The organism is Actinoplanes couchii, assembly GCF_016862075.1.
Lineage (GTDB): Bacteria > Actinomycetota > Actinomycetes > Mycobacteriales > Micromonosporaceae > Actinoplanes > Actinoplanes couchii.
Window position 1 is genome coordinate 41,086 of record NZ_BOMG01000074.1, and the last position, 20,006, is coordinate 61,091.

The 20,006-nt window shown below is 68.9% G+C and carries 19 protein-coding genes; 12 read left to right on the forward strand and 7 right to left on the reverse strand.

Annotated elements, in window-relative coordinates; all coding sequences use genetic code 11:
- Nucleotides 1–64: 64 nt before the first annotated feature.
- The gene (locus Aco03nite_RS29940; RefSeq protein ID WP_239145541.1) at nucleotides 65–1,348 is read right to left on the reverse strand and encodes an ABC transporter substrate-binding protein; all 1,284 of its coding nucleotides are present in this window, start codon (nucleotides 1,346–1,348) and stop codon (nucleotides 65–67) included.
- A gap of 300 nt (nucleotides 1,349–1,648) precedes the next feature.
- Between Aco03nite_RS29940 and Aco03nite_RS29945 the strand changes: the two genes are divergently transcribed.
- From Aco03nite_RS29945 to Aco03nite_RS29955, 3 genes are read left to right on the forward strand one after another with little or no spacing between them, the layout of a single operon-like run.
- A complete protein-coding gene (locus Aco03nite_RS29945) occupies nucleotides 1,649–2,476 on the forward strand; it encodes a DeoR/GlpR family DNA-binding transcription regulator (protein WP_239145542.1) in 828 nt (275 codons plus the stop codon).
- Between the two features lie 34 nt (nucleotides 2,477–2,510).
- Nucleotides 2,511–3,293, forward strand: coding sequence for a hypothetical protein (locus Aco03nite_RS29950; RefSeq protein WP_203800667.1), 783 nt, complete (start codon nucleotides 2,511–2,513; stop codon nucleotides 3,291–3,293).
- Nucleotides 3,294–3,297: 4 nt separating this feature from the next.
- Entirely contained in the window at nucleotides 3,298–3,942 is a 645-nt protein-coding gene (locus tag Aco03nite_RS29955) for a hypothetical protein (RefSeq protein WP_203800670.1), read from the forward strand.
- Here the strand turns inward: Aco03nite_RS29955 and Aco03nite_RS29960 are convergent.
- Nucleotides 3,928–4,674, reverse strand: a complete 747-nt coding sequence (locus Aco03nite_RS29960; protein ID WP_203800673.1) for a TetR/AcrR family transcriptional regulator C-terminal domain-containing protein — start codon at nucleotides 4,672–4,674, stop codon at nucleotides 3,928–3,930. The genes Aco03nite_RS29955 and Aco03nite_RS29960 overlap by 15 nt on opposite strands.
- Nucleotides 4,675–4,756: 82 nt before the next feature.
- Between Aco03nite_RS29960 and Aco03nite_RS29965 the strand changes: the two genes are divergently transcribed.
- Entirely contained in the window at nucleotides 4,757–5,374 is a 618-nt protein-coding gene (locus tag Aco03nite_RS29965) for a DUF5701 family protein (RefSeq protein WP_203800675.1), read from the forward strand.
- A gap of 4 nt (nucleotides 5,375–5,378) precedes the next feature.
- On the opposite strand, the gene Aco03nite_RS29970 is transcribed toward Aco03nite_RS29965, so the two are convergent.
- Nucleotides 5,379–5,939 (reverse strand): TetR/AcrR family transcriptional regulator, encoded by a 561-nt coding sequence (locus Aco03nite_RS29970; protein ID WP_203800677.1) that lies wholly within the window; start codon nucleotides 5,937–5,939, stop codon nucleotides 5,379–5,381.
- A 53-nt stretch (nucleotides 5,940–5,992) separates the two neighbouring features.
- Between Aco03nite_RS29970 and Aco03nite_RS29975 the strand changes: the two genes are divergently transcribed.
- A complete protein-coding gene (locus Aco03nite_RS29975) occupies nucleotides 5,993–7,138 on the forward strand; it encodes an aromatic ring-hydroxylating oxygenase subunit alpha (protein WP_203800679.1) in 1,146 nt (381 codons plus the stop codon).
- 338 nt (nucleotides 7,139–7,476) lie between these two features.
- Here the strand turns inward: Aco03nite_RS29975 and Aco03nite_RS29980 are convergent, their stop codons facing one another.
- The 4 genes from Aco03nite_RS29980 to Aco03nite_RS29995 form a co-directional block, all read right to left on the reverse strand.
- Nucleotides 7,477–8,205 (reverse strand): SDR family oxidoreductase, encoded by a 729-nt coding sequence (locus tag Aco03nite_RS29980; protein WP_203800680.1) that lies wholly within the window; start codon nucleotides 8,203–8,205, stop codon nucleotides 7,477–7,479.
- Between the two features lie 69 nt (nucleotides 8,206–8,274).
- Nucleotides 8,275–9,069, reverse strand: a complete 795-nt coding sequence (locus tag Aco03nite_RS29985; protein ID WP_203800683.1) for an SAM-dependent methyltransferase — start codon at nucleotides 9,067–9,069, stop codon at nucleotides 8,275–8,277.
- A 53-nt stretch (nucleotides 9,070–9,122) separates the two neighbouring features.
- Nucleotides 9,123–10,733 (reverse strand): lysyl oxidase family protein, encoded by a 1,611-nt coding sequence (locus Aco03nite_RS29990; protein WP_203800687.1) that lies wholly within the window; start codon nucleotides 10,731–10,733, stop codon nucleotides 9,123–9,125.
- Between the two features lie 253 nt (nucleotides 10,734–10,986).
- Nucleotides 10,987–12,414, reverse strand: a complete 1,428-nt coding sequence (locus Aco03nite_RS29995) for a family 43 glycosylhydrolase (protein ID WP_203800690.1) — start codon at nucleotides 12,412–12,414, stop codon at nucleotides 10,987–10,989.
- 165 nt (nucleotides 12,415–12,579) lie between these two features.
- Between Aco03nite_RS29995 and Aco03nite_RS53250 the strand changes: the two genes are divergently transcribed.
- The 7 genes from Aco03nite_RS53250 to Aco03nite_RS30030 all read left to right on the forward strand — a co-directional run bounded on the left by Aco03nite_RS53250 (nucleotide 12,580) and on the right by Aco03nite_RS30030 (nucleotide 19,886).
- Nucleotides 12,580–14,061 (forward strand): family 43 glycosylhydrolase, encoded by a 1,482-nt coding sequence (locus Aco03nite_RS53250; protein ID WP_239145543.1) that lies wholly within the window; start codon nucleotides 12,580–12,582, stop codon nucleotides 14,059–14,061.
- 35 nt (nucleotides 14,062–14,096) lie between these two features.
- Nucleotides 14,097–14,327, forward strand: a complete 231-nt coding sequence (locus Aco03nite_RS30005; RefSeq protein WP_203800694.1) for a DUF4229 domain-containing protein — start codon at nucleotides 14,097–14,099, stop codon at nucleotides 14,325–14,327.
- Between the two features lie 38 nt (nucleotides 14,328–14,365).
- Complete coding sequence (locus Aco03nite_RS30010; protein WP_203800697.1) at nucleotides 14,366–15,106, forward strand: GNAT family N-acetyltransferase; 741 nt, start codon at nucleotides 14,366–14,368, stop codon at nucleotides 15,104–15,106.
- Nucleotides 15,107–15,116: 10 nt separating this feature from the next.
- Nucleotides 15,117–17,810: a DUF4132 domain-containing protein gene (locus tag Aco03nite_RS30015; protein ID WP_203800700.1), complete on the forward strand. Its 2,694-nt coding sequence runs from the start codon at nucleotides 15,117–15,119 to the stop codon at nucleotides 17,808–17,810.
- 10 nt (nucleotides 17,811–17,820) lie between these two features.
- Nucleotides 17,821–18,234 carry a COG3415 family protein gene (locus tag Aco03nite_RS53255; RefSeq protein WP_239145544.1) on the forward strand — a complete coding sequence of 138 codons (414 nt, stop codon included), beginning with the start codon at nucleotides 17,821–17,823 and terminating at the stop codon, nucleotides 18,232–18,234.
- 399 nt (nucleotides 18,235–18,633) lie between these two features.
- The gene (locus Aco03nite_RS30025) at nucleotides 18,634–18,891 is read left to right on the forward strand and encodes a transposase (protein WP_239145548.1); all 258 of its coding nucleotides are present in this window, start codon (nucleotides 18,634–18,636) and stop codon (nucleotides 18,889–18,891) included.
- Nucleotides 18,892–18,986: 95 nt separating this feature from the next.
- Nucleotides 18,987–19,886 (forward strand): hypothetical protein, encoded by a 900-nt coding sequence (locus Aco03nite_RS30030; protein ID WP_203800702.1) that lies wholly within the window; start codon nucleotides 18,987–18,989, stop codon nucleotides 19,884–19,886.
- The last annotated feature ends 120 nt before the right edge of the window (nucleotides 19,887–20,006 follow it).

The window sequence follows — 20,006 nt, forward strand, 5'->3', positions numbered from 1 at the left end:
TGCTGTCTCCTTGATCGGGCGCCGCATCGGGCGAGACCGGTGCGGCGCCCTGCCGAACAACCGACTACTTGATGACCTCGGACCAGCTCGCCTGCGACTTGGCCAGGGCCTCGTCGACGGTGGTCTTACCGGTCAGCACCAGCTGCAGCTGCTCGTCGAAGCTGCGCATCAGCTCCTCGGACTTCGGCAGGCCGACGAACTCGTTCGCCGGGGTGCCCGCCTGGTAGATCTCGAAGGCCTTCTCGAACAGCGGGTCGGAGTTGCTGAAGTCCGGCTTGGCGTTCTTGTTGCCGGGGAACCCGTTCGCGATGGTGGCCAGGTTCGCGTTGGTCTTCTGGTCCATCAGGTACGACACGAACTTGAAGGCCTCGGCCTTGTGCTCGGTAGAGTCGGAGATGCCGATGCCCCAGGAGGCGTACGGGATACCACGCTTGCCGGAGTAGCCGTCCACCGCGGGCAGCGCCGCGACCTCGAAGTTCAGGTCCGGCTTGCCCTCCTTGATCAGGTTGATGTGCGCCAGCGAGTCGATCATCATGCCGACCTGCCCGTTGGTGAACTTCTCGACCTTGTCCTGCTCCTTCATGGTGAGCGCGCCGGGAGCGATCACGCCGGCGTCGTTCAGGCTCTTCACGTACTCGACGGTGGCCTTGACCTCGGGGCTGGTCAGGTTCGGTTTGCCGTCGGCGAGCATGCTGCCGCCGGAGGCCCACAGCCAGGACATCACGTCGTTCTGGATCCCGTTCGGGACCGCGGTGTCGAGCGGGAGGGCCCAGCCCTTCACGTCGGAGCCGGTCGCGGTGATCTTCTTGGCGGCGTCGGAGAACTCGGTGCGCGTGGTCGGCACCGCGGCGACTCCCGCTTTTGTCAGCAGGTCCTTGTTGACGAAGAGCGGGTAGACGAAGTTGACGACGGGAACCATGTAGGTCTTGCCGTCGAGCTGAATCTGGCTCGCGAGCTGACTCTGGTCGTAGCCGGCCTCGGTCATCAGCGCGGACATGTCAGCGATGGCGCCCTGTTTGGCGAAGTCGTTGACCCAGGCGCCGTCCAGTCCCACCACGTCCGGCAGGGTCTTGGAGGCAGCACCGGTGACGAGCTGCTGCTTGGTCGACGCGTACGGCGCGCTCAGCAGTTTGATCTTGATGTTGGGGTTCGCGGTGGTGAAGTCGTTGATTATCTCGTCGAAATCTCCGGCGGGGAGTTCCGCTCCCCACCACTGGGCGAATTCGAGGGTGACGGTGCCGTCCGAGCTCTCGTCGCTCGATCCGCCGCACGCGGCCATCGATCCGACCAGAGTTGCCGCTGCCAGTGCCGCCATCAGCTTCTTCAGCCGGGTGGAACGAACTGCCATGGCCAGCTCCTTCTATATCTAAGTCTTTCTGTTCTTTGCTGTGGTGTCGGCCACGTTAGCAGCGTGTTACCGGCGTAAACAAGAGAAGAACTGCAAAAAACTGCGGACTACCGCATACTACGGCGGCAGGGGTCCGGAAGCGGGGTTCCCTGTAGGGCCATCATCCTGCAAGATGTGCCGCCTGCACCGCTATCCACCAGGCATTTGCTGCAACTTGCGGTTCCTTGCAGCTTTGTGCGAGTAGTGTGCGTATCGTGTGCGAAGTTGTGGCATACTGCCGCACTGACGAAGGAGGGAACCGTGGCCGTCGATAAAGACGAGCGTCAGCGTCACCTGCCCGCCGGGCGCAAGGCACAGTTGGCCGCGTTCGTCGCCGACGCCGGCCAGGTCACCGTGGCTGAGCTGGCCGAACGCTTCAAGGTCTCGATCGACACGGTGCGCCGCGACCTCGATCAGCTGGCCGCGGACGGCGCTCTCGTGCGCACCTACGGCGGGGCCGTCAGCCTCTCCACCGCCTCCCGCACCGACCGCGCCGTCGATCAGCGGCTCGCGTTCATGGAGCAGGAAAAGGACAAGATCGGAACACTGGCCGCCGACCTGGTCCAGGACGCCTCGACCATCATGATCAACGGGGGTACGACGACGCTGGCCGCCGCCCGCCGGCTCGGGCAGCACCGCGACCTCACCATCGCCACCAACAACCTGCTGGTTCCGGGCGCGCTGCCGGTCACCGCCGTCCGGGACATCTACGTCTTCGGCGGCGCCGTCCGGCAACTCACCCTGGCCACCGTCGGGCCGGTCAGCTTCCGCACCGCCGGGGGCGCCGACCTCGACATCACCTGCGACCTGGCGCTGATCGGGGTCGGCGCGGTCGCGGCCGACGCCGGCTTCACCACCAGCAACATCGCCGAGGCCGCGATGATGCAGGAGATGATCTCGCGGGCCGCCCGGGTCGCGATACTGGCCGACTCCTCGAAGTTCGACCGCCGGCTGTTCGCCCAGGTCAGCGAGCTGAGCGCGGCCGACTACCTGATCACCGACGCGGCACCGCCGCCGTCACTGCAGGAGGCCCTGGACGCGGCAGGCGTCGAGGTGATCACCCCGGCGCCGGTGCCCCGCCCGCGCTGACCCTCAGCCCGGGCGGCGCTCTGCCGATCGGGTCATGGTGACGTCGTCGCGGAGACGCCGGGTCCGGGCATGGGCGTGGGCAACCGCGATCGTGATCGCTCTCGCCGTCGGCACCGCGGCGGCGATGCGGTTCTTCCGGCAGCCGCCACCCGCTGAGGTCGTGGTTGTCGACCCCGAACCCGTCGCCGTCGAGAAACCCGCGAGGCAGCCGGTCGGCCTTCTCGCTCTGGCGCTGGCCCTGACGGCGATCGCGGCCGCCATCGCCCTGGTCTTCACCCGGACTCCACCGGTCCCGGTGACCGCCCGCCCCGCACCCGCGCCCTCCCCGTCCGTCCGCCCGTTCCCGTCGCCGTCGTACCCCGCCGACCCGCCGTGCCGGATGACCGGCGAGCCACTGTCGTGGGAAGAGCAACCGTCCCTGCCACCCGAAGGCGTCATCCCACCGGGCGAACTCGGCTTCCCGGCCTGCTGGAGCGGCACCCCGGGCGAGACCGCGCTCCTCTCCAACGGCGGCCCGGGCCAGCTGGTCGAGGTGACCGCCACCCGGCTGCCGAAGAACGCGTTCCGCCTCCGCTTCACCTATCAGGGCATCGAGCCTTTCGGCCTGAACGTACGCCCGGTGGTCTGGGGTTCGTTCCGCCCCGGCGGCTGGCAACCGGCGACGGCGGCCCGTTTCCCCTGGCTGTGGCTGAGACCGGGCCGCGACGCAACCCGAACCGTCACCTTCGGCACCACGACCCGCGCCGCCCCGGTCCGGCTCCGGGTGAGCCTCGACCCGCAGGGCAACCTGGGCACCGCCGAGTGGGATCTACTGTGAACCGATGCCCGGACTACCGACGACGGCGGCACTGGCCGCACACAGCGACCGCGACCTGCTGCATCTGGTGCAAGCCGCCACCCCCGACGGCACAGGTGTGGGCGGCGGCACCGCGACAGCCGACGTCGACGGCGTGCCGGTCTTCCTCAAACGCATCCCGATCACCGACCGCGAGCTGGCCGCACCCCGCCACACCACAAACCTTTTCGATCTGCCGGTACGCCATCAGTACGGCATGTACCGCCTCCCCGTCCCCGCTTTCAACGCCTGGCGCGAACTGGCCGCGAACCAGATCGTGACCGAAGGCATCCTCGCCGGGGAGCCCGCACTGTTCCCGCTGCTGTACCACTGGCGGGTGCTCCCCGGCCGCCCACCGGTAGCCCCCGAACACCGGGACATCGACGCGGTGGTCGACCAGTTCGGCGGCGACCGCGCGATCCGGGCCAGGTTGGAGGCGCTGGCCGGCGCCACCGCGAGCCTGGTGCTGTTCCTGCAACACCTGCCCGCCGATGCCTCAGCCCTGCTGGCCGACCCGTCCGCCAACGCCGCGATCATCGCCCGGCACTCCCCCGCCGCCGAGCGGATGAACAGGTTCCACCACCGCCTGTACGACGGTGATCTGGACGCGACGTACTCACCTCTCGAGTAGCCGCTCCAGCCCGTCGACGACCCGGTCCAGGCCGAACCGGAACGACCGCCCCGGATCGTCCACCGCGTCGTACTCCGCCCCGGCGACCTGCCCGACCCGGCCGGAGATCGGGTAGGCGCCCGGCGGCATCACCCGTTCCAGCACCGGCGCGTTGATCGCCCACCAGTCGGCGTCCGAGATCCCGGACCGCTGGGCCGTGCGGCGGGTGTCCACCGAGGTCCGGGCGGCGCCCGCGGTGAAGCTGGTCAGCAGCGTGATCACCTGATCCATCTCCAGGTCGGTGAACCCGGCGCCCTCGATCGCGGACAGCTGCCATTCGTACAGATCGGAGCTGTTCGGCCCGATCCAGGGCCGGCTGTCCTCCACCTGCAGCAGCCACGGATGCCGATGGAACCGGTCCCACATCTCCAGCGCCACCCCGGTGAGCCGCCCGCGGAGCGCACCCTCGTGCGGCGGAAGCTCCCGCTCACCGGCCACCTCGTCAGCCATCAGACCGATCAGTTCCGAACGGCCCGGCACGTACGTGTAGATCGACATCAGCTTGAGCCCGAGCCGGTCGGCGACCTTGCGCATCGAGAACGCCGGCAGCCCCTCGTCGTCGGCCACCACGATCGCCGCCCGGATCACCTCGTCCACGCTGAACCGCTGTTTGGGCCCGCGGGAGCCCTGTGGCGTGCCGAGGGTGCGCCGCCAGAGCAGCCCCAGCGTGCGGTCGATGTCGTCGTTCGGCATTTCAAGACAATACCCCGTTGGGTGTACGGTGTTTCAAGACGCCTTTTCCGTACGCCACACGGAGTTACAGTGGGAGCCGCAGATGACTCTGATCCAACAGCTGAATCGCCTGCTGGAGATCGGTTTGGCCGACGTCACCGGCCGCACCCCGGCAGAGCTGACCGCCTGCACGGCCGACCTGCCCGACACCCCCGGCGGCGTGCTGGTGGTGCACCCGGCACTGGCCACCGCACACCAGCTGGCGCCACTGCTGTCCCGCAGCGGCAAGCCCGGTTTTGTGGTCGAGGACATGACCGACCTGGATCAGTTCCAGCCGATCACCGGGGTGGACGTACCGCAGAATCCGCTCTATCTGATCACCGAACCGGACCGCGGCGACGACATGCGCAACTGGAGCCCCGACGAGGCCCTGCCGGCGATCCGCGACCGGGGCCGCACCCCGCTGACCATCCACGAGGGCATCAGCTGGCTGCTGCAGAACCCGACGATCCTGGAACCCAACCACTGCTTCATGACCATCGCGTCCCGCAAACCGTCCGACGCCCGCACCCCCGCCCTGTGGATCAGCGGCGGCACCGGCCGGGACGGCAAGGAGAACCGAGGAGCCCCCAAGGTCGGCTGGTGCTGGGCCGGCAACCGCCACACCTGGCTCGGCTTCGCCTCCACCACCCAGCGCATCGATCATCGCCCTCAGGGGTGACCGGTCAGGCGCCGGCGAGGGCTATCTCCTCGCAGCGGGTCACCGTGCGCTGGATGGACGGGGTGTCCAAGCCGAGCAGGGCGGTCAGCCACAGGCCGTTCTGGGTCACGTCGACGTCGGCGGCCCGGCGGTTCGCCTCGGTGATCGGGATGCCGGGGCGGGCCGCCCGGATCAGGGCGGACAGTTCGGCGCGGTAGTGGGACTGGGCCCGGGTGTTGATCTCCGCGTAGTCGGGGTGGGCGGACGCCAGGGCCCAGAGCTGCAACCGCAGCGACAGGTAGGCCGGGGTCAGGAATTCCGGGGCGGCGATCCGGCGCAGCGCCGCGACCAGGCGTTCCTCGGGCGGCAGTTCGGGGTCGGCGGTGACCAGGGCCAGGTCCTGGGCCTCGATGCGTTCCAGGGCGGCCCGGATCAGCCCCACCTTGTCGCCGTAGTAGTAGTTGACCAGGCCCTGGGCGACGTCGGCCCGGGTGGCCACGGCCCGGATGCTGACCCCGGAGATGCCGTTCTCGGCGAGCAGCGCCAGGACGGCGTCCAGGATCCGACTTCCACGACCGTCATCCACCCGGCACATCCTAGTGTTTGAACGATCGTACAAACTCATCTATGTTGATCGGTATGGATGTCGAAGCGATCGCGGCAGGTTACGACCCCGACCCGGCACGATCGATGTCCCTACGGTCCGAGGCCTATGTCGATCCGCGGTGGCTCGCGCTGGAACAGAAGGCGATCTTCAGCCGCACCTGGCAGTGGGTCTGTCACGTGGAGAAACTCCGGCAGCCGGGCAGCTACCTCGCGACGACCGTCGGCGGGATGCCGATCGCCGTGGTCCGGGACAGGGTGGGTGTGCTGCGCGCGTTCTGGAACGTGTGCAAGCACCGCGCCCACGAGCTGCTCAGCGGCGAGGGCACCACGGGCACCATCGTGTGCCCGTACCACGCCTGGGTCTATGACCTGGATGGGAAGTTGCGCAACGCCCGGCTGGCGAAGTTCGACAAGAGCGGCATCTGCCTGGACCGGATCCAGGTCGAGGAGTTCGGTGGGTTCGTCTACGTCAACCTGGATCCGGGCGCGAAGCCGCTGATCGAGCAGGCTCCCGACCTGGCCGCCGAGATCGAGCGCTGGGCGCCGGACGTCGCCGGGCTGACGCACGCGAAACGGCTCACCTACGACATCCGGTCCAACTGGAAGAACGTCGTCGACAACTTCCTGGAGTGCTACCACTGCCACATCGCGCACCGGGAGTTCGTCGCGCTCGTCGACATGAGCACCTACCAGGTGCGCACGCACGGGATCTGGTCCAGTCATTTCGCCGAGGCGGGCAAGGCCGACAATCCGGCGTACGACGTGACCGGCGCGTCCGTGACCGAGCACGCCGTGTGGTGGCTGTGGCCGAACACCTGCCTGCTGCGCTACCCCGGCCGCGGCAACTTCATGGTGCTGCAGATCCTGCCGGACGGCCCCGACCGCACCCGGGAGACCTGGGACTTCTGGTTCGAGACACCCGAGCTGGAGCCCGCCGAGGTGGAGGCGGTCAAATACATCGACGAGGTGCTACAGCAGCAGGACATCACCATCGTCGAGAGTGTCCAGCGCGGCATGTCGACCCCGGCGTTCGACCAGGGCCGGATCGTCCACGACCCGGACGAGTCCGGTCTCTCCGAGCACGGGGTGCACCATTTCCACGGCCTGGTTCTGGAGGCGTACCAGCGCGCGGTGGCTCTCGGTGCCGGGCGTGGCGGTGTGCACGACCAGGGCCTGTGACTGATCCCCGACGTTGTTCACCACCGTCGCGGCCGCGTCGCCGAGACCGTCGAGGATGCGCCGCATGCCGGGTTGACGTGGCCGGCGTGCGACCGGCCGGGCGGGGTGCCCGACAGCTTCGCGACGTCCTCCCGGCGCAGTCCGCGGTGCGCCGGCGCGGGCCCCGCGGCAGCCCGGCCGATGGCCTCCGAACAGCACCGGGAGAAGGTCGGCGGGTACCTCCGGCGGGCGGTCGAGGCTGGCCTGACACCGGTCCTCGGCAGTCCGGTAACGGGCGGGAGTTCGGGCGGCCCGGCCTCGAGGAGTTCCTCGAGACCAAGGCCGTCCAACTCTGATCGTTACCGGTCAGCCAGCCAGTCCTCGAAGGTCTGGGTGCCGCGCGGGCCGTCCCCGGTCGGCAGGAGGCCGCCACCGCTCATGCCGCCGGGGAAGTACACCGGCAGGACCGGCCGTCGCGGCGCGCGCCCGGCGGCCATCAGACGGCGGGCCATGTCCGGCAGCGATTCCACCCGGGGGCCGGCGAGTTCCAGGATCGCGGTGTGCGGCTCCCCGGCGGCCAGCGTGGCCAGCAACGCGGCCACCTCGCGTACCGCAACCGGTTGGATCTTGCCGGACGGGACCGCCGCGACCGGGCCGGGAACCCGGTCCAGCGTCTGACCGGCGAATTCGTGGAACTGGGTGGCGCGCAGGATCGTCCACGGCACCGCACCGGCCCGGACGATCTCCTCCTGCCGCAGCTTGCCGGTGTAGTAGCCGAGCTTCACCCGGTCCACCCCGACGATCGACAGGCTGACCAGGTGCCGGACCCCGGCACGCTGCGCGGCGTCGGCCAGGTGCCGGCCGGCCTGATCGAAATACGACACCGCGACCGCTTTGCTCATGGTCGTGACGTTGCTCGCGTCGACCACCGCGCCGGCGCCGGCCAGCGCCGCGTCCAGCCCGGTGCCGGTGGTCAGGTCGACGCCGGTGGCCCGGGACAGCGGCACCGGCGTGTGCCCGTCCGCTTCCAGGGCCTGCACCACCAGCCGCCCGGTCAGTCCCGTGCCACCGGCAACCGCGATCCTCATGGTCGTTCCCACTCTCGTAGACGCTGTACGAGAGTGGGACGACGCAGCACCGCCGTTTGTGACGGCGAATTACGGCTTCCGCGCCACCACGCCGAACAACGACGCCTCGACCGGGGTCGGCTGCTCCTCGTCGGCGGGGTCGGGGCGCCACTCGCTGATCGCGGTGATGCCCGGTTCGACCAGTTCCAGGTCAACGACGAATTTTTCGACCTGGGTACGCGTACGCGGGTACACGTCCGACCGCCCGGACCGCAACGACTCGTCCCAGTTCGCCTTCAGCTCCGGGGTGAGCAGGTCGGTGGTGGCCAGTGTCATCACCAGGTGGCTGCCGGACGGCAGGGCGTCGAGCAGCGTCCGGACGATGCCGACCGACTCCTGCTGCGACGGCAGGAAGTGCACCACCGCGACCAGGATCAGCGCGACCGGCTTCGTCAGGTCGAGGATCTCCAGGGCGGCCAGGATCTTCTCCGGCGCGCGCAGGTCCTCCTCGATGTACCGGGTCTCGCCCTCCGGGGAGCTGGTCAGCAGCGCCCGGGCGTGCACCATCACCATCGGGTCGTTGTCGACGTAGACGATCCGGCTGTCCGGCGCGATCCGCTGTGCCACCTCGTGGGTGTTGTCCGCGGTCGGCAGGCCGGTGCCGACGTCCAGGAACTGCCGGATGCCCGCCTCACCGGCGAGGTGCGCGACGGCGCGGCGCAGGAAGGCCCGGTTGGCCCGGGCGGCGATCCGGGCCGCCGGGTACGACTTGGCGAGCAGGTCACCCGACTCGCGGTCGGCGGCGAAGTTGTCCTTGCCACCGAGCCAGTAGTTGTAGCGGCGGGCCGGGTGGGCGACGCCGGTGTCGAGCCTGTCGAAGGTCACGGCGCAGATCCTAAGGGGATGGGCGGGGGCTCTCACACCCCCGCCCGCCTCAACTAACCATCGATGCCGTGCACCGGCGGGACGACGAGCGTCCGCGCGTCCGGCGTGCCGCCGAGGATGACCTCACGCAGCGCCGTGTTGTTGCTGGTGCTCAGTTCGGCGAGCTTGTTGTCCGGGTTGGCCAGCACCTCGATGTAGTAGGTGCCGTTCGGCAGATCGGTGATCTCGAACGACTGGCCGGGACGGTCCTGGGTGTACGTGTCACCGTTGCCGATGTCGAGCACCTCCCGGACCGCGACGACGGTGTCCGCGCCGCACGACGTCTCCAGCGAGGTGTTCTCCGGACGCCACTTCGCGCCGGCGATGGTGAAGTCGACCGCGTCGGTGTTGGCCAGGCAGAACGCCTCCTTGCCGCTGCGCACGGCGAGGGCCTTGTCGGCGGCCAGCAGGTTGTACTGGGCGAAGTCGGTGAAGTGCCAGTGCTTGTGGCCCTCCCGCGGGTCCCACTCCATGGTGCCCGCCTCCTTCGAGCCGACCTGGTTGCCCTTGGCGTCGAAGAAGTACTGGTAGGCGTCCATCAGCCCGGAGTCGGCGCCGGAGCGGCGGAACCCGTCGACGAGCAGCGGCGAGGTTCCGGCGTTCCAGACGGTGGCGCCGAAGTTGATGAAGGTCCGGCCCTCCTCCTCGGAGAGCGAGATGCCCCAGGCCGGCAGCGACCGCAGGTCCGGCTTCGGTCCACTGGCCGGGGCGGCCTTCAGGGTGCCGGCCGGGCGCTTCGCGGGCGCCCGGAACTCCGGCAGGTACGACGACACCTGGCGGGCGGCGTCACCCTGACCGGCGTGCAGTGCGTGCTCGTCCTCCAGCGGCGGGGCGCTGGACGGCTCCCGGGCGGTGTCGGCCTTGCGGGCGGCGAGCAGGCCCGCCTCACCGCCGCGGGACTCGTCGACCACGGTGACCGCCACGGTGGCGGTGGACGAGGCGGCCGGAATACCGAACATCTGCTGGTACGCCGGGTTCACGGTGGCCGTGGCGGTGTACTTTCCGGGGGCCAGGTCGAACTCGGGGCCGGTGCCGTCGTACACGGGCTGGTCCGGCACGTTGGCGCTCCAGCCGGCCTGCACACCCCAGACCTGGCCGAGCGTGAACGGGTTGTAACCGCCACAGCTGGTCGGGTACGGGTTGGCGGCCGGGGCGTCCGGACGGGTACGCGCGGAGGTCCACGCGTTGCCGCAGAACGCCGTCGTGTACTCGGTGACCGGCTTCCCGGCCTCGTCCACGATGGTGATCTTCGTGAAGTCCTTGAGACCCCAGAAGTCGGTGACGGTGCCGGCCGGCAGCGCCACCTTCTTCTTCTTGCCGTTCTGGGTGACCACCCGCTCGGCGGTGATCGGCTTGTCGTAGCCGGTGCGCTTCGCCCAGATCTCGAACGCGTCCTGGCCGGCGACCACGTGCAGGCCGAGGTCGAACGAGAGCCAGGAGGTGCCCTCGTACTCGTACCGTTCGGCGGTGACCGCGCTGGTCGAGGCCCGGAACGAGAGCGCCGGCGGGGCGGCGGCGGCCTGGGCCACCCCCACTCCGGCGGCGGTGAGAGCGAGCGTGCCGGTGACGGCACCCAAGGTCAGCAGGCGGGAACGTCGGCGACGATGGTTCGTCGGATCGGTCATGCTGTCCTTCCGGTCGTGCGGCCGGCGGTGCTCCGGCCGCTGCCGGACCATCCAAATCGGACACCTATGAGTTTCCTGTGAAATAGATACCCGTTGGCACGAATCGGGGAGAGTCGCATCCTCGGCGGTAGCGCTCCCAACGCCCTACAGCACCCGGGGCGCTATGCGATCGCCGCTGCGGCGCTGGTTGTGGACATGAGCGCAGGAGACACCGGGCCGGGACTCGTGGAAAGCCCCGGCCCTCACAGGCGGGTCAGCCGAGGCGCCAGTTCTGGGCGGCCAGGCCGTTGCAGGTGTAGAGGGACAGGCGGGCGCCGTTGGCGGCGTTCCACTCGAAGTTGTCCAGGCACATGTTTCCGGCGACGTTCTTCAGGGAGAACCAGCCGCTGCCCCGGTCCTGCACGATCCACTGCTGGGCGGTGGAGCCGGTGCAGGTGGAGAGGCCGACGTCGGCGTTCAGCGCGGTGCCGGCGTTCACGTTGGACAGGCAGGTGCCGGTGTTGCGGTTGCGGATCTCGTAGTACGTACCCGCCTTGTAGTTGAGCTCGAACTGCTGGGCGGTGCCACCGTTGCAGTCGTAGAGCCGGACCAGCGCGCCGGGGGTGGTGTCCCGGTTGTAGTTGTCGACGCAGCGGTTGCTGTGTTGGCCCCGGATGCCGGGGTTGACGACGGTGCTGGGGATCGGCTGGCCGAAGAACGGGTCGCCGTTCTCCCGCCACAGCAGCTGCTGCATCCGGGTGTGCCGGTTCGGGTCGGTGAGCGCGTCCGGGGTCGGGGTGGCGTAGTCCCGGGCGTGGTAGACCAGCATGTCGGTGACCCCGTCCTCGGCGACGGTGAAGCTGCCGTGCCCGGGGCCGTAGACGCCGTTCGCGGTCTGGAACACCGGGTTCGGGTGCTTGTACCAGGACGCCGGGTTCAGCAGGTCGACGTTGTCCCACGAGGAGAGCAGGCCCAGCTTGTACCGGGAGTCGGTCGCCGACGCCGAGTAGGCGATGTAGACCCGCCCGTTCTTGACCAGCGGCGACGGGCCTTCGACGACTCCGGCGACACCCTCCTTCTCCCAGGCGACGGTCGGCCGGGCGATCTCCACGGCGGTGCCGGTGATCGCGGTCGGCCCGTTCATCCGGGCGATGTACATGTGGCTGTTGAAGTCGGTCGACGGGCTGTCCTGCGCCCAGGTGAAGTAGCGGACCCCACGGTTGACGAACGACGCCGCGTCCAGCTGGAACGACTCCCAGCCGGTGTTGAACCGCACCGGCGCGCTCCAGGTCCCGGTCATCGGGTTGGCGCTGGTGTTGCGGATCCAGTAGAGCCGCTGGTCGAACCGGGCGGTGCCGGGGGACGCCGAGAAGTACATGTACCAGGCGCCGTCCACGTACTGGATGTCCGGCGCCCAGATCCAGCCGCTCAGCGCGCCGCTGCTCGGGGCGACGAACGCGTTGCTGGTGGCGGCGCTGCCCAGCCCCTGCAGGGTGGTGGCGCGGCGCAGCTCGACCCGCTTGTAGTCGGGGACGGACGCGGTCATGTAGTAGTAGCCGTCGGTGTGCTTGTAGATCGCCGTGTCGGCGCGCTGGTTGACGACCGGGTTGTTCACGGTGATGAACTGGGCCGACGCCGGGGCGGCGAATCCGGCCAGCATCATCACCGCGACGGCCACCACGGCCGTGACGAGTCTTCTCATCGGTGACTTCCTCGGGGGTACGGGGACGTGTGATCGCTAACATGCCCGTCGATGCGATGTCACGTCAAGAAACATCCAGGAAATCAGTTCGTTGCGTACGGATATCGATGCTTGTAATATTCCGGCCAACCATGTGAGCGCTAACGTGCCCCCGAACGGAGCCGCATGCGTGCCTTCGCCGCATTCCTGATGATGATCGTCCTCGCCGTAGTGGCCCCGGCACCCACTCCCGCGCGCGCGGCACCAGGAGCCAACTTCCAGAACCCGGTCGTCGGTACGCCGAACAGCGCCGACCCGTGGCTCGGCTACTACAACGGCAGCTACTACTACACCGCCACCACGTGGACCGGCCGCATCTACATCCGCAAGTCGGCCACCCTGGCCGGGCTGCGCACCGCCGCCGAGACCACCGTCTTCACCATGTCCCAGCCGAACGCGGTCTCCAACATGTGGGCGCCCAGCATGCACCTGCTCGACGGGCCGAACGGGCAGCGCTGGTATCTCTACTACTCGGCCGGGCCGGCCGCCTGCTGCGGCGGGCAACGACAGCACGTCCTGGAGAGCGCCGGGACCGATCCGATGGGCCCGTACACGTACAAGGGCGCCCTGGTGTTGATGCCGAACAACGGGTGGTCGATCGACGGCAGCGTGCTGACCGTCGCCGGCGTCAACTACTTCGTGTTCTCGGCGTTCAACAACAACAGCGGCTTCGAGAACGGCGGCCTGCAGAGCCTGTTCATCTCCCGCCTGACCAACCCGTGGACGCCCGCGGCGCTCGGCACGATCATCTCCGAACCGACGTACGCCTGGGAGAAGGTCGGCAATCCGGTCAACGAGGGGCCGTACCCGCTGCAGCGTGGCGGGCGCACCTTCCTGACGTATTCGGCCAGCTACTGCGGCACCCCCGACTACAAGATCGGTTCCCTGGAGCTGACCGGCGCCAACCCGCTGGCCCGCGGCTCGTGGACCAAGACCGCCACCCCGTTGTTCCAGCGCAGCGACAGCAACGGCGTGTACGGCCCGGCCCACCACACGTTCTTCAAGAGCCCCGACGGCACCGAGGACTGGATCGTCTACCACGCCAACGACGCGGCGTCGCAGGGCTGCGGAACCACCCGGACCAGTCGCGCGCAGCGCATCTCGTGGAACGCCGACGGCACCCCCGACCTGGGCGTCCCGGTCTCCAACGCGACGGTCCTGGCCGGCCCGTCCGGCGAGTCCGGCAACCCCGGAGCGGTCACCGTCCAGCGGCTGCAGTCCTACAACTTCCCGGATCGTTTCGTACGGCACAGCAATTTCGCCGTCCGCATCGACCCGTCGGTGAGTCCCGCGCTGGACGCCCGGTTCCGCGTCGTCCCGGGCCTGGCCGACACGTCCGCGATCAGCTTCGAATCGGTCAACTTCCCCGGCCACTACCTGCGGCACAGCAACTACGTCCTGCGCCTGGACCCCAACCCGGGCACCGCGACGTTCCGCCAGGACGCCACGTTCCGCCAGACAGCGGGCCTGGCCGACGCGTCCTGGCAGTCGTTCCAGTCCTACAACTTCCCGGACCGCTACATCCGGCACAGCAACTACGAACTACGCATGGACCCCATCACCACCACCTCGGCCCGGTCCGACGCCACCTTCCGCCGCACCAGCTGAGACTCGGCCCGAGCCGGTCGGTCATGATGGGGGGCATGCGTTCCGTGTTGTTCCTCGGTACTGCCCGGCTCGGGCTGTTTCTGGTGGTCTTTCTCGTGCTGACCCTGCTACCGCTGGGGATGGACATCTTTCTGCGGGCCCTGATCGCCATGGCGGTCAGCATGCTGCTCTCGGTCTTTCTGCTGCGCAAGGCCCGGCAGGACGTCAGCGAGAAGCTGGTCGACTCGATCGACCGCCGCCGCGCCGCCAAGGCCGCGAAGAAGTAGCCGCCGGACGGCCTCGACCAGGCCAGTAGCATGCTGGGGTGCTACGGGAACTACACACGAACCACCTGTCCTTCTGGCTCCACCTCGCGCGCTGCACCGGCGGGACGTACTGGAAGCTGGACCGCGGGGTCATGGTCGACACCGGGATCGCCGGGCCGGCCTTCAATCAGGTGCACTGCCGGGCCGACGACGAGGAGTCGATCGCCGAGGCGGCCGGCTATTTCGGGAAACGGGAACTGCCCTGGCGGCTGGTCAGCTCCGGTCCGGCGACGGTCACCACGGTCCGGGGCGTCGAGCGGGAGCCGCTGTACCCGATCCTCAGCCGGGATGCGGTCGCCAGTGAGGACGCCACCGCGGTCGCCGGCGGCCTGACCATCGACGTCGCCCGCAGTGTCGAGGCCGTGCGGGAGTTCGTGGACTGCGCGGCGGCGAGTTACGGCTACGAGCCGAAGCTCCTCGACGCGATCTGCGGGCCGGAGACGATCGCCGACGAGCGCTTCCGGTTGTACCTGGGCCGGGCCGAGGGGCGCGTCGCAGCGGTGGCGGTGGGGGTGACCGTTCCGAAAGATCGTACGATAGGCGTCTATTTTGTCGGGGTGCGCCCGGAATCCCGCAACCGTGGCTTCGGACGTGCCGTGACCACGCGGGTGATCGGGGACGGCGCCGCGGGGGGAGCGGGCACCGCGGTGCTGCAGGCGACCCCGGCGGGACTCCCGGTCTGGACCGCGATGGGTTTCGCCCCGGTCGGCGACTACCTGCTGTGGGACTTTCCTGGATAAGGAGCTGTGAATGCCGGACGAGAACGCCTGGGTGCTGCCCGTGAGATACCGGGAGATCCTGCCCAGGCGGGGTGGTTTCGCCGTGCCGGCCGAGGCGGCGGACGATCCGGCCGAGGAGTTGCGCAGCTCGCTGCGGTTCATCGACGACGAGAAGTTCCTGGCCGACGACCGCGCGGTGATCCACGACCCGGACCTGGCCGTGGCCGGTGACCGGTTCGTCCGGCCGTGGTTGGCGACCGGGGAGCCCGGCCCGGCGGATCCCCGCGGCGCCGGGGTGGTGGTGTTGACGGTGGCCATGTACGCGGAGGATGTCGCCGAGCTGGCCGTCGGCCTCTTCGGCACCGGTTTCGGCGTGCGGATGGTCGCCGAGATGGGCACGCTCGTCGCGACGAGGGAACTGTGGACTGTCGACCCCTCGGATCCGGAGGCGTTCGAGCGGGGCTGGCGCGCCGCCGACCTGGAGCGGCTCCGGGACGCCGCGACGTTCGTCCGGGCCCGCCTGGCCGGCGCGCCCGGCGCGGAGTACGACGACGCCCGCACGGTTCTCGCCGCCGGCCGGACCACCCCGATCGGCCGGATCCTCGCCTCGTTCCTGCTGCCGACCGAGATCGCCTGGGTCGACGAGGACTGCGCCGCGGCGGCCGGGTGGGCGGCCGACGACTCCGGTGGCGAGGAGATGGCGGACGGCGACCACCGCTGGTTCAGCGCGCTGCTGCTGTTCGCGGCGAGCACCACCACACACCTGGAACTGTTGCGCGGGCACGTCGTCAACGATCTGTACCCGTACGACAGCGATGGTCTGGTCGGCACGGTCCTGGACGGTGTCGGGCCCGAGGCGGGGGCGATCCTGGCCACGCCGTTCTTCGCCGAGCTGGTGCGGCTGGCGTACCCGGCGTGGGGTTCCGGGGCCGGCCGGCTCGACCCGGAGGGCATCCGGATGCTCGCGGTGATCCCGACCGACGAGGCGTTCCGCGCGCTGTGCCGGGAGTGTTTCGACGGTGACCCGGTCCGGCCGGCCGCCTTCCTGAAGTCCGGGGTGCTGACCCGCTTCCCGAAACGGGCGGCCCGGTTGCTGGCCGAACTGGACGCGCCGATCCATCGCGATCTGCTGGCCGGCATGCGCGGCGTGCAGGTCGACGGGACGGGAGTCGGCCGGGGCTGGGCCGAGTTGCTGGACCACGCCCGCTTCGACACCACCGACGACCTCAAGCGTGCGGTCAAGGCCCTCGCGGCGCTCCCGTTCGAGGAATCGTTCGGCCTGCTCATCGACAGGATCGACAGGCAACATTTCCGCGGTACGTTCCTCGCCGCCGCCCGTAGACATCCGGAGGTCCCCCGGCGCGCGCTCCGATCCCGGGCCGGCGCTCCGGTGGCCGCCGAGTTGCTCCGCGATCACCTGCTGGTCATGGGCGGCGCCGAGAGCAGCACGTTGCCGCCGTGGCTGGTCGTCGGTGCGCTGCCTGCTCCTGAGTCGATCACCCGGGAGGCCCTGTGTGAGCTGGTGGCGGCGTCCTCGCCCGGTGACCGGCATCCCGCCGGGTCGGCCGCGTTCGGGTGGGCGGTGTTCGAGCAGTGGCGGGCCGCCGAGTACCCGCCGAAGGGCGACTTCGCGATGCTCGCCCTGGCCACCCTCGGTGACGACGGCACGGTGCCGGCGCTGACCGGGTACTTCCCGCAGTGGGCGTCGTCGACGCACGTCCGGGTCCGGCACGCGATGGAGGCGATCGGCGGGATCGGCACCGACACCGCGCTCCGGTCACTGCTCGAGTCGAGCCGCAAGGCGCCGACCCCCGGCCTGCGATCCGCCGCCGCGGAGACCCTGGGCGCGGTAGCGCAACGGCGGGGCGTCACGGTGCCGCAGCTCCTCGACCGGCTGGTGCCCGCGATGGACCTGAGCCCGCTCGACTACGGCCCGCGCCGCTTCACGATCACCCTCGACGACCAGCTGCAACCGGCCCTGAGCGACGAGCGGGGCAGCCGTCTGAGCCGGATCCCGCGCATCGCCGCGACCGACGACCCCTCGTCGGCGTCGTCGGCGCGCGCCCGCTGGACCGCACTGCGCAAAGACCTCAAAACCATGATCTCCGAGCGCCGGTACGCCTTGGAGAACGCGATGGTGACCGGGCGCCGCTGGTCGGCGGCCGAGTTCACCGAGCTGTTCGTCGACCACCCGCTGACCTGGCACCTGACCCGCCGGCTGCTGTGGGCGACGTTCGCTCCGTCCGGGGAGCTGCTGACGGCGTTCCGCCCGGCCGAGGACCGCACGTTCGCCGACGCCTCCGACGACGGCTGGACCCTGGACCCGGAGGCGACGGTCGGCCTGCCGCACCCCTGGCATCTGGGGACCGCCCGGTCCGTGTGGTCGACGGTGTTCGCCGACTACGCGATCATCCAGCCGTTCCCGCAGGTGGGCCGCGAACTGTTCACCGCAGCCGACCCGGCCGGGTTCATCGGCCGCACCATCCCGTCGGGCCGCTTGTACTCGCTGACAGCCCAGAGCTGGACCTTCGACGACGACAACCGGGGCGTGCGGCGAGACTGGCCGGACGGCACCGTGGTCCAGCTGGGCTGCGCCCCCGGTTACCACTGGCAGGAGCCGGACGCCCCACAAACCCTGACCACGATCCACCCGGCCGCCCTGTCCGACCTGCCACCGATCCCCCGCTCAGAGACGATCCGAGACCTGCACTACCTGACGAGCTGAGCAGGGGGACATGACGATCACGCCGGCTCACCAGGCAGTCAGCCGCTCGCCGATGGGGTCTGTCGATGCCGGAAGGTCAGCGGCTGAAGCGGATCACCCGTACCGCGAAGGATCCGGTCAAGCTGCGATCGTGGTGCTGACGTCTGCCCAGGGCCAGCCCGCGGCGGACATCGCGTACCTGCTCAAGGCCACCGACGCCTACGTCCGTGATGTGATCCACGCGGTCCACGGCAGGGGCCTCCACGCGCAGGACCCAAAATGGAGAAGGGACACACCGAACAGGATAAGTGAGCAGACCCGCGACTGGATCTACGTGATAGCCCGGTGTGACCCCCGGATCGCCACCGGCTGCGTCACCACGATCAGCATCGAGACCGTCCGGCGGATCCTGTACGAACAAGGGGTGAGCTGGCAGACGTCGTAGACGTGGAAGGGCGGCGACGATCCGGAGTTCGTCGCCGAGATGCGAGCGATCCTGGATCCCTACGACCACCCGCCCGCCGGCGGCCGCGTCGTCGGCGTCGGCGAGTTCGGACCCTCGAACCTGCAACCACCGGCCCGGCAATGCCTGGAAACCGCAGGGTAAGCCGGTCCGGCTGCGGGCCACCTACCACCGTGACCACGGGGTCCGGCACATTGTCGCCAGCCTCGACCTGGCCACCGGCAGAATCCAATTGCCGAATCCGGGACCGGACACGTTCGGGCGAGTTCCTCAACTTCCTCAAGAGCCTGCGACGGCGTTGGCCAGACGAAACGTTGCATCTGATCCTGGACAACTTCTCCCCTGATCCTGGACGACTTCTCCCCGCACAGACACCCGAGCATCCGGGCCTGGTGCGCCGCCAACGCCGTCGAACTGGTCTTCCTGCCGACCTACAGCTCCTGGCTGAACTGGATCGAGGCGAATTTCGCCGCCCTGCGCTACTTCGCCCTCAACGGCTCCGACCACCAGTCACACGCCGAACAGGACACCGCGATCGGCAACTACATCCGATGGCACAACCAGCGAGCCAAACCTAAAACCGGATACGCGACTAAGTCCAAGATCCGCCACCCGGACTACCCCTTCAAGGCCTCATGACGAGGCACTAACTGCTGGACACAACGAAGCGCCGGGCTGGCCCCTAGCGGATGTCCGGGCGGTTCTAGTTCGAGAGATAGTGAAACAATCCATCCGTGACTGAAGTTTGGCGACCGCTCGGTGTCGAGAGTGACGAAGAGATTGCCGAGTATGACGCTCTCCATGACGGGATCCCTGCTTGGATGGCTGTGCCGTACTGGGCTTGGGTGCGCGAAGCTCTGACAACGTTCCGAGGAGACGTATTCGGTGACAGGGCAGCGATGCTTAACGTTACATTATGGGAATTTATGTGTCAGATGCTCAGAATTACCACGAGCAATCTGCGCATAAGTTTCGTCGATGCCAACGTCGGCGGCGACCAGCTGGACCGAGCGATCCAAACTCTCCAAGAGCATCACGGCCCGCTGCAGGTAGCTGATTTCCTCCTCGCTCACAGCAGGCAGGACGGCATAGCGAAAACCCTCAGTCTCATCTTGGGGCTGAGTAAGTCCGCCTATGCGATCGGTGAACGCGCGGGTCGACCTGGCCTGATCCGCCGGGTGCCAATCGGTGTGCAAGTCGCCGCCGACTCGATAATGGGGCGCGCCGGACGGGCCGGAATGCGACTAGCCAAAGCCTGGGAGGAACTCTATGGGCTTACGCCGGACGCCAGTACGGCATACCGGTTGGCGATCCTAGCCGTGGAGGACGCCGCCGTGCCGGTTGTATCCCCTCAGAATTCGCGAGCGACGCTCGGAACGGTGTTGAAGCAGCTCGAAAATCAAGCTGGCTGGTCGCTGCCGATGCTCCGCGAGCACGACTCTGCACCGTCACTGCAAGTAGTCATCAATATGATGCGTCTGCTCTGGCATGGGCAGCACGACCGCCACGGAGGGCAGCCCTCAGCTCCTGGTGATGTATCCATGGAGGAAGCCCAGGTGGCAGTAAACCTGGCAGTAACGCTGGTCGCGTGGTTCGACGCGGGCCTGGTCCGACGTGAGGTCGAAGTGAACTGAGGCGCGGTCTACCCGCCTGCGGCTCTGCCGAGGGCGGCCTGCGGTCAGCCGTCAAGAACAGCGCCTCCGGCGGGCGCTCCGGGAAGAGGCTCCCGTCAGCACAGGGCGACCCGCATCAGG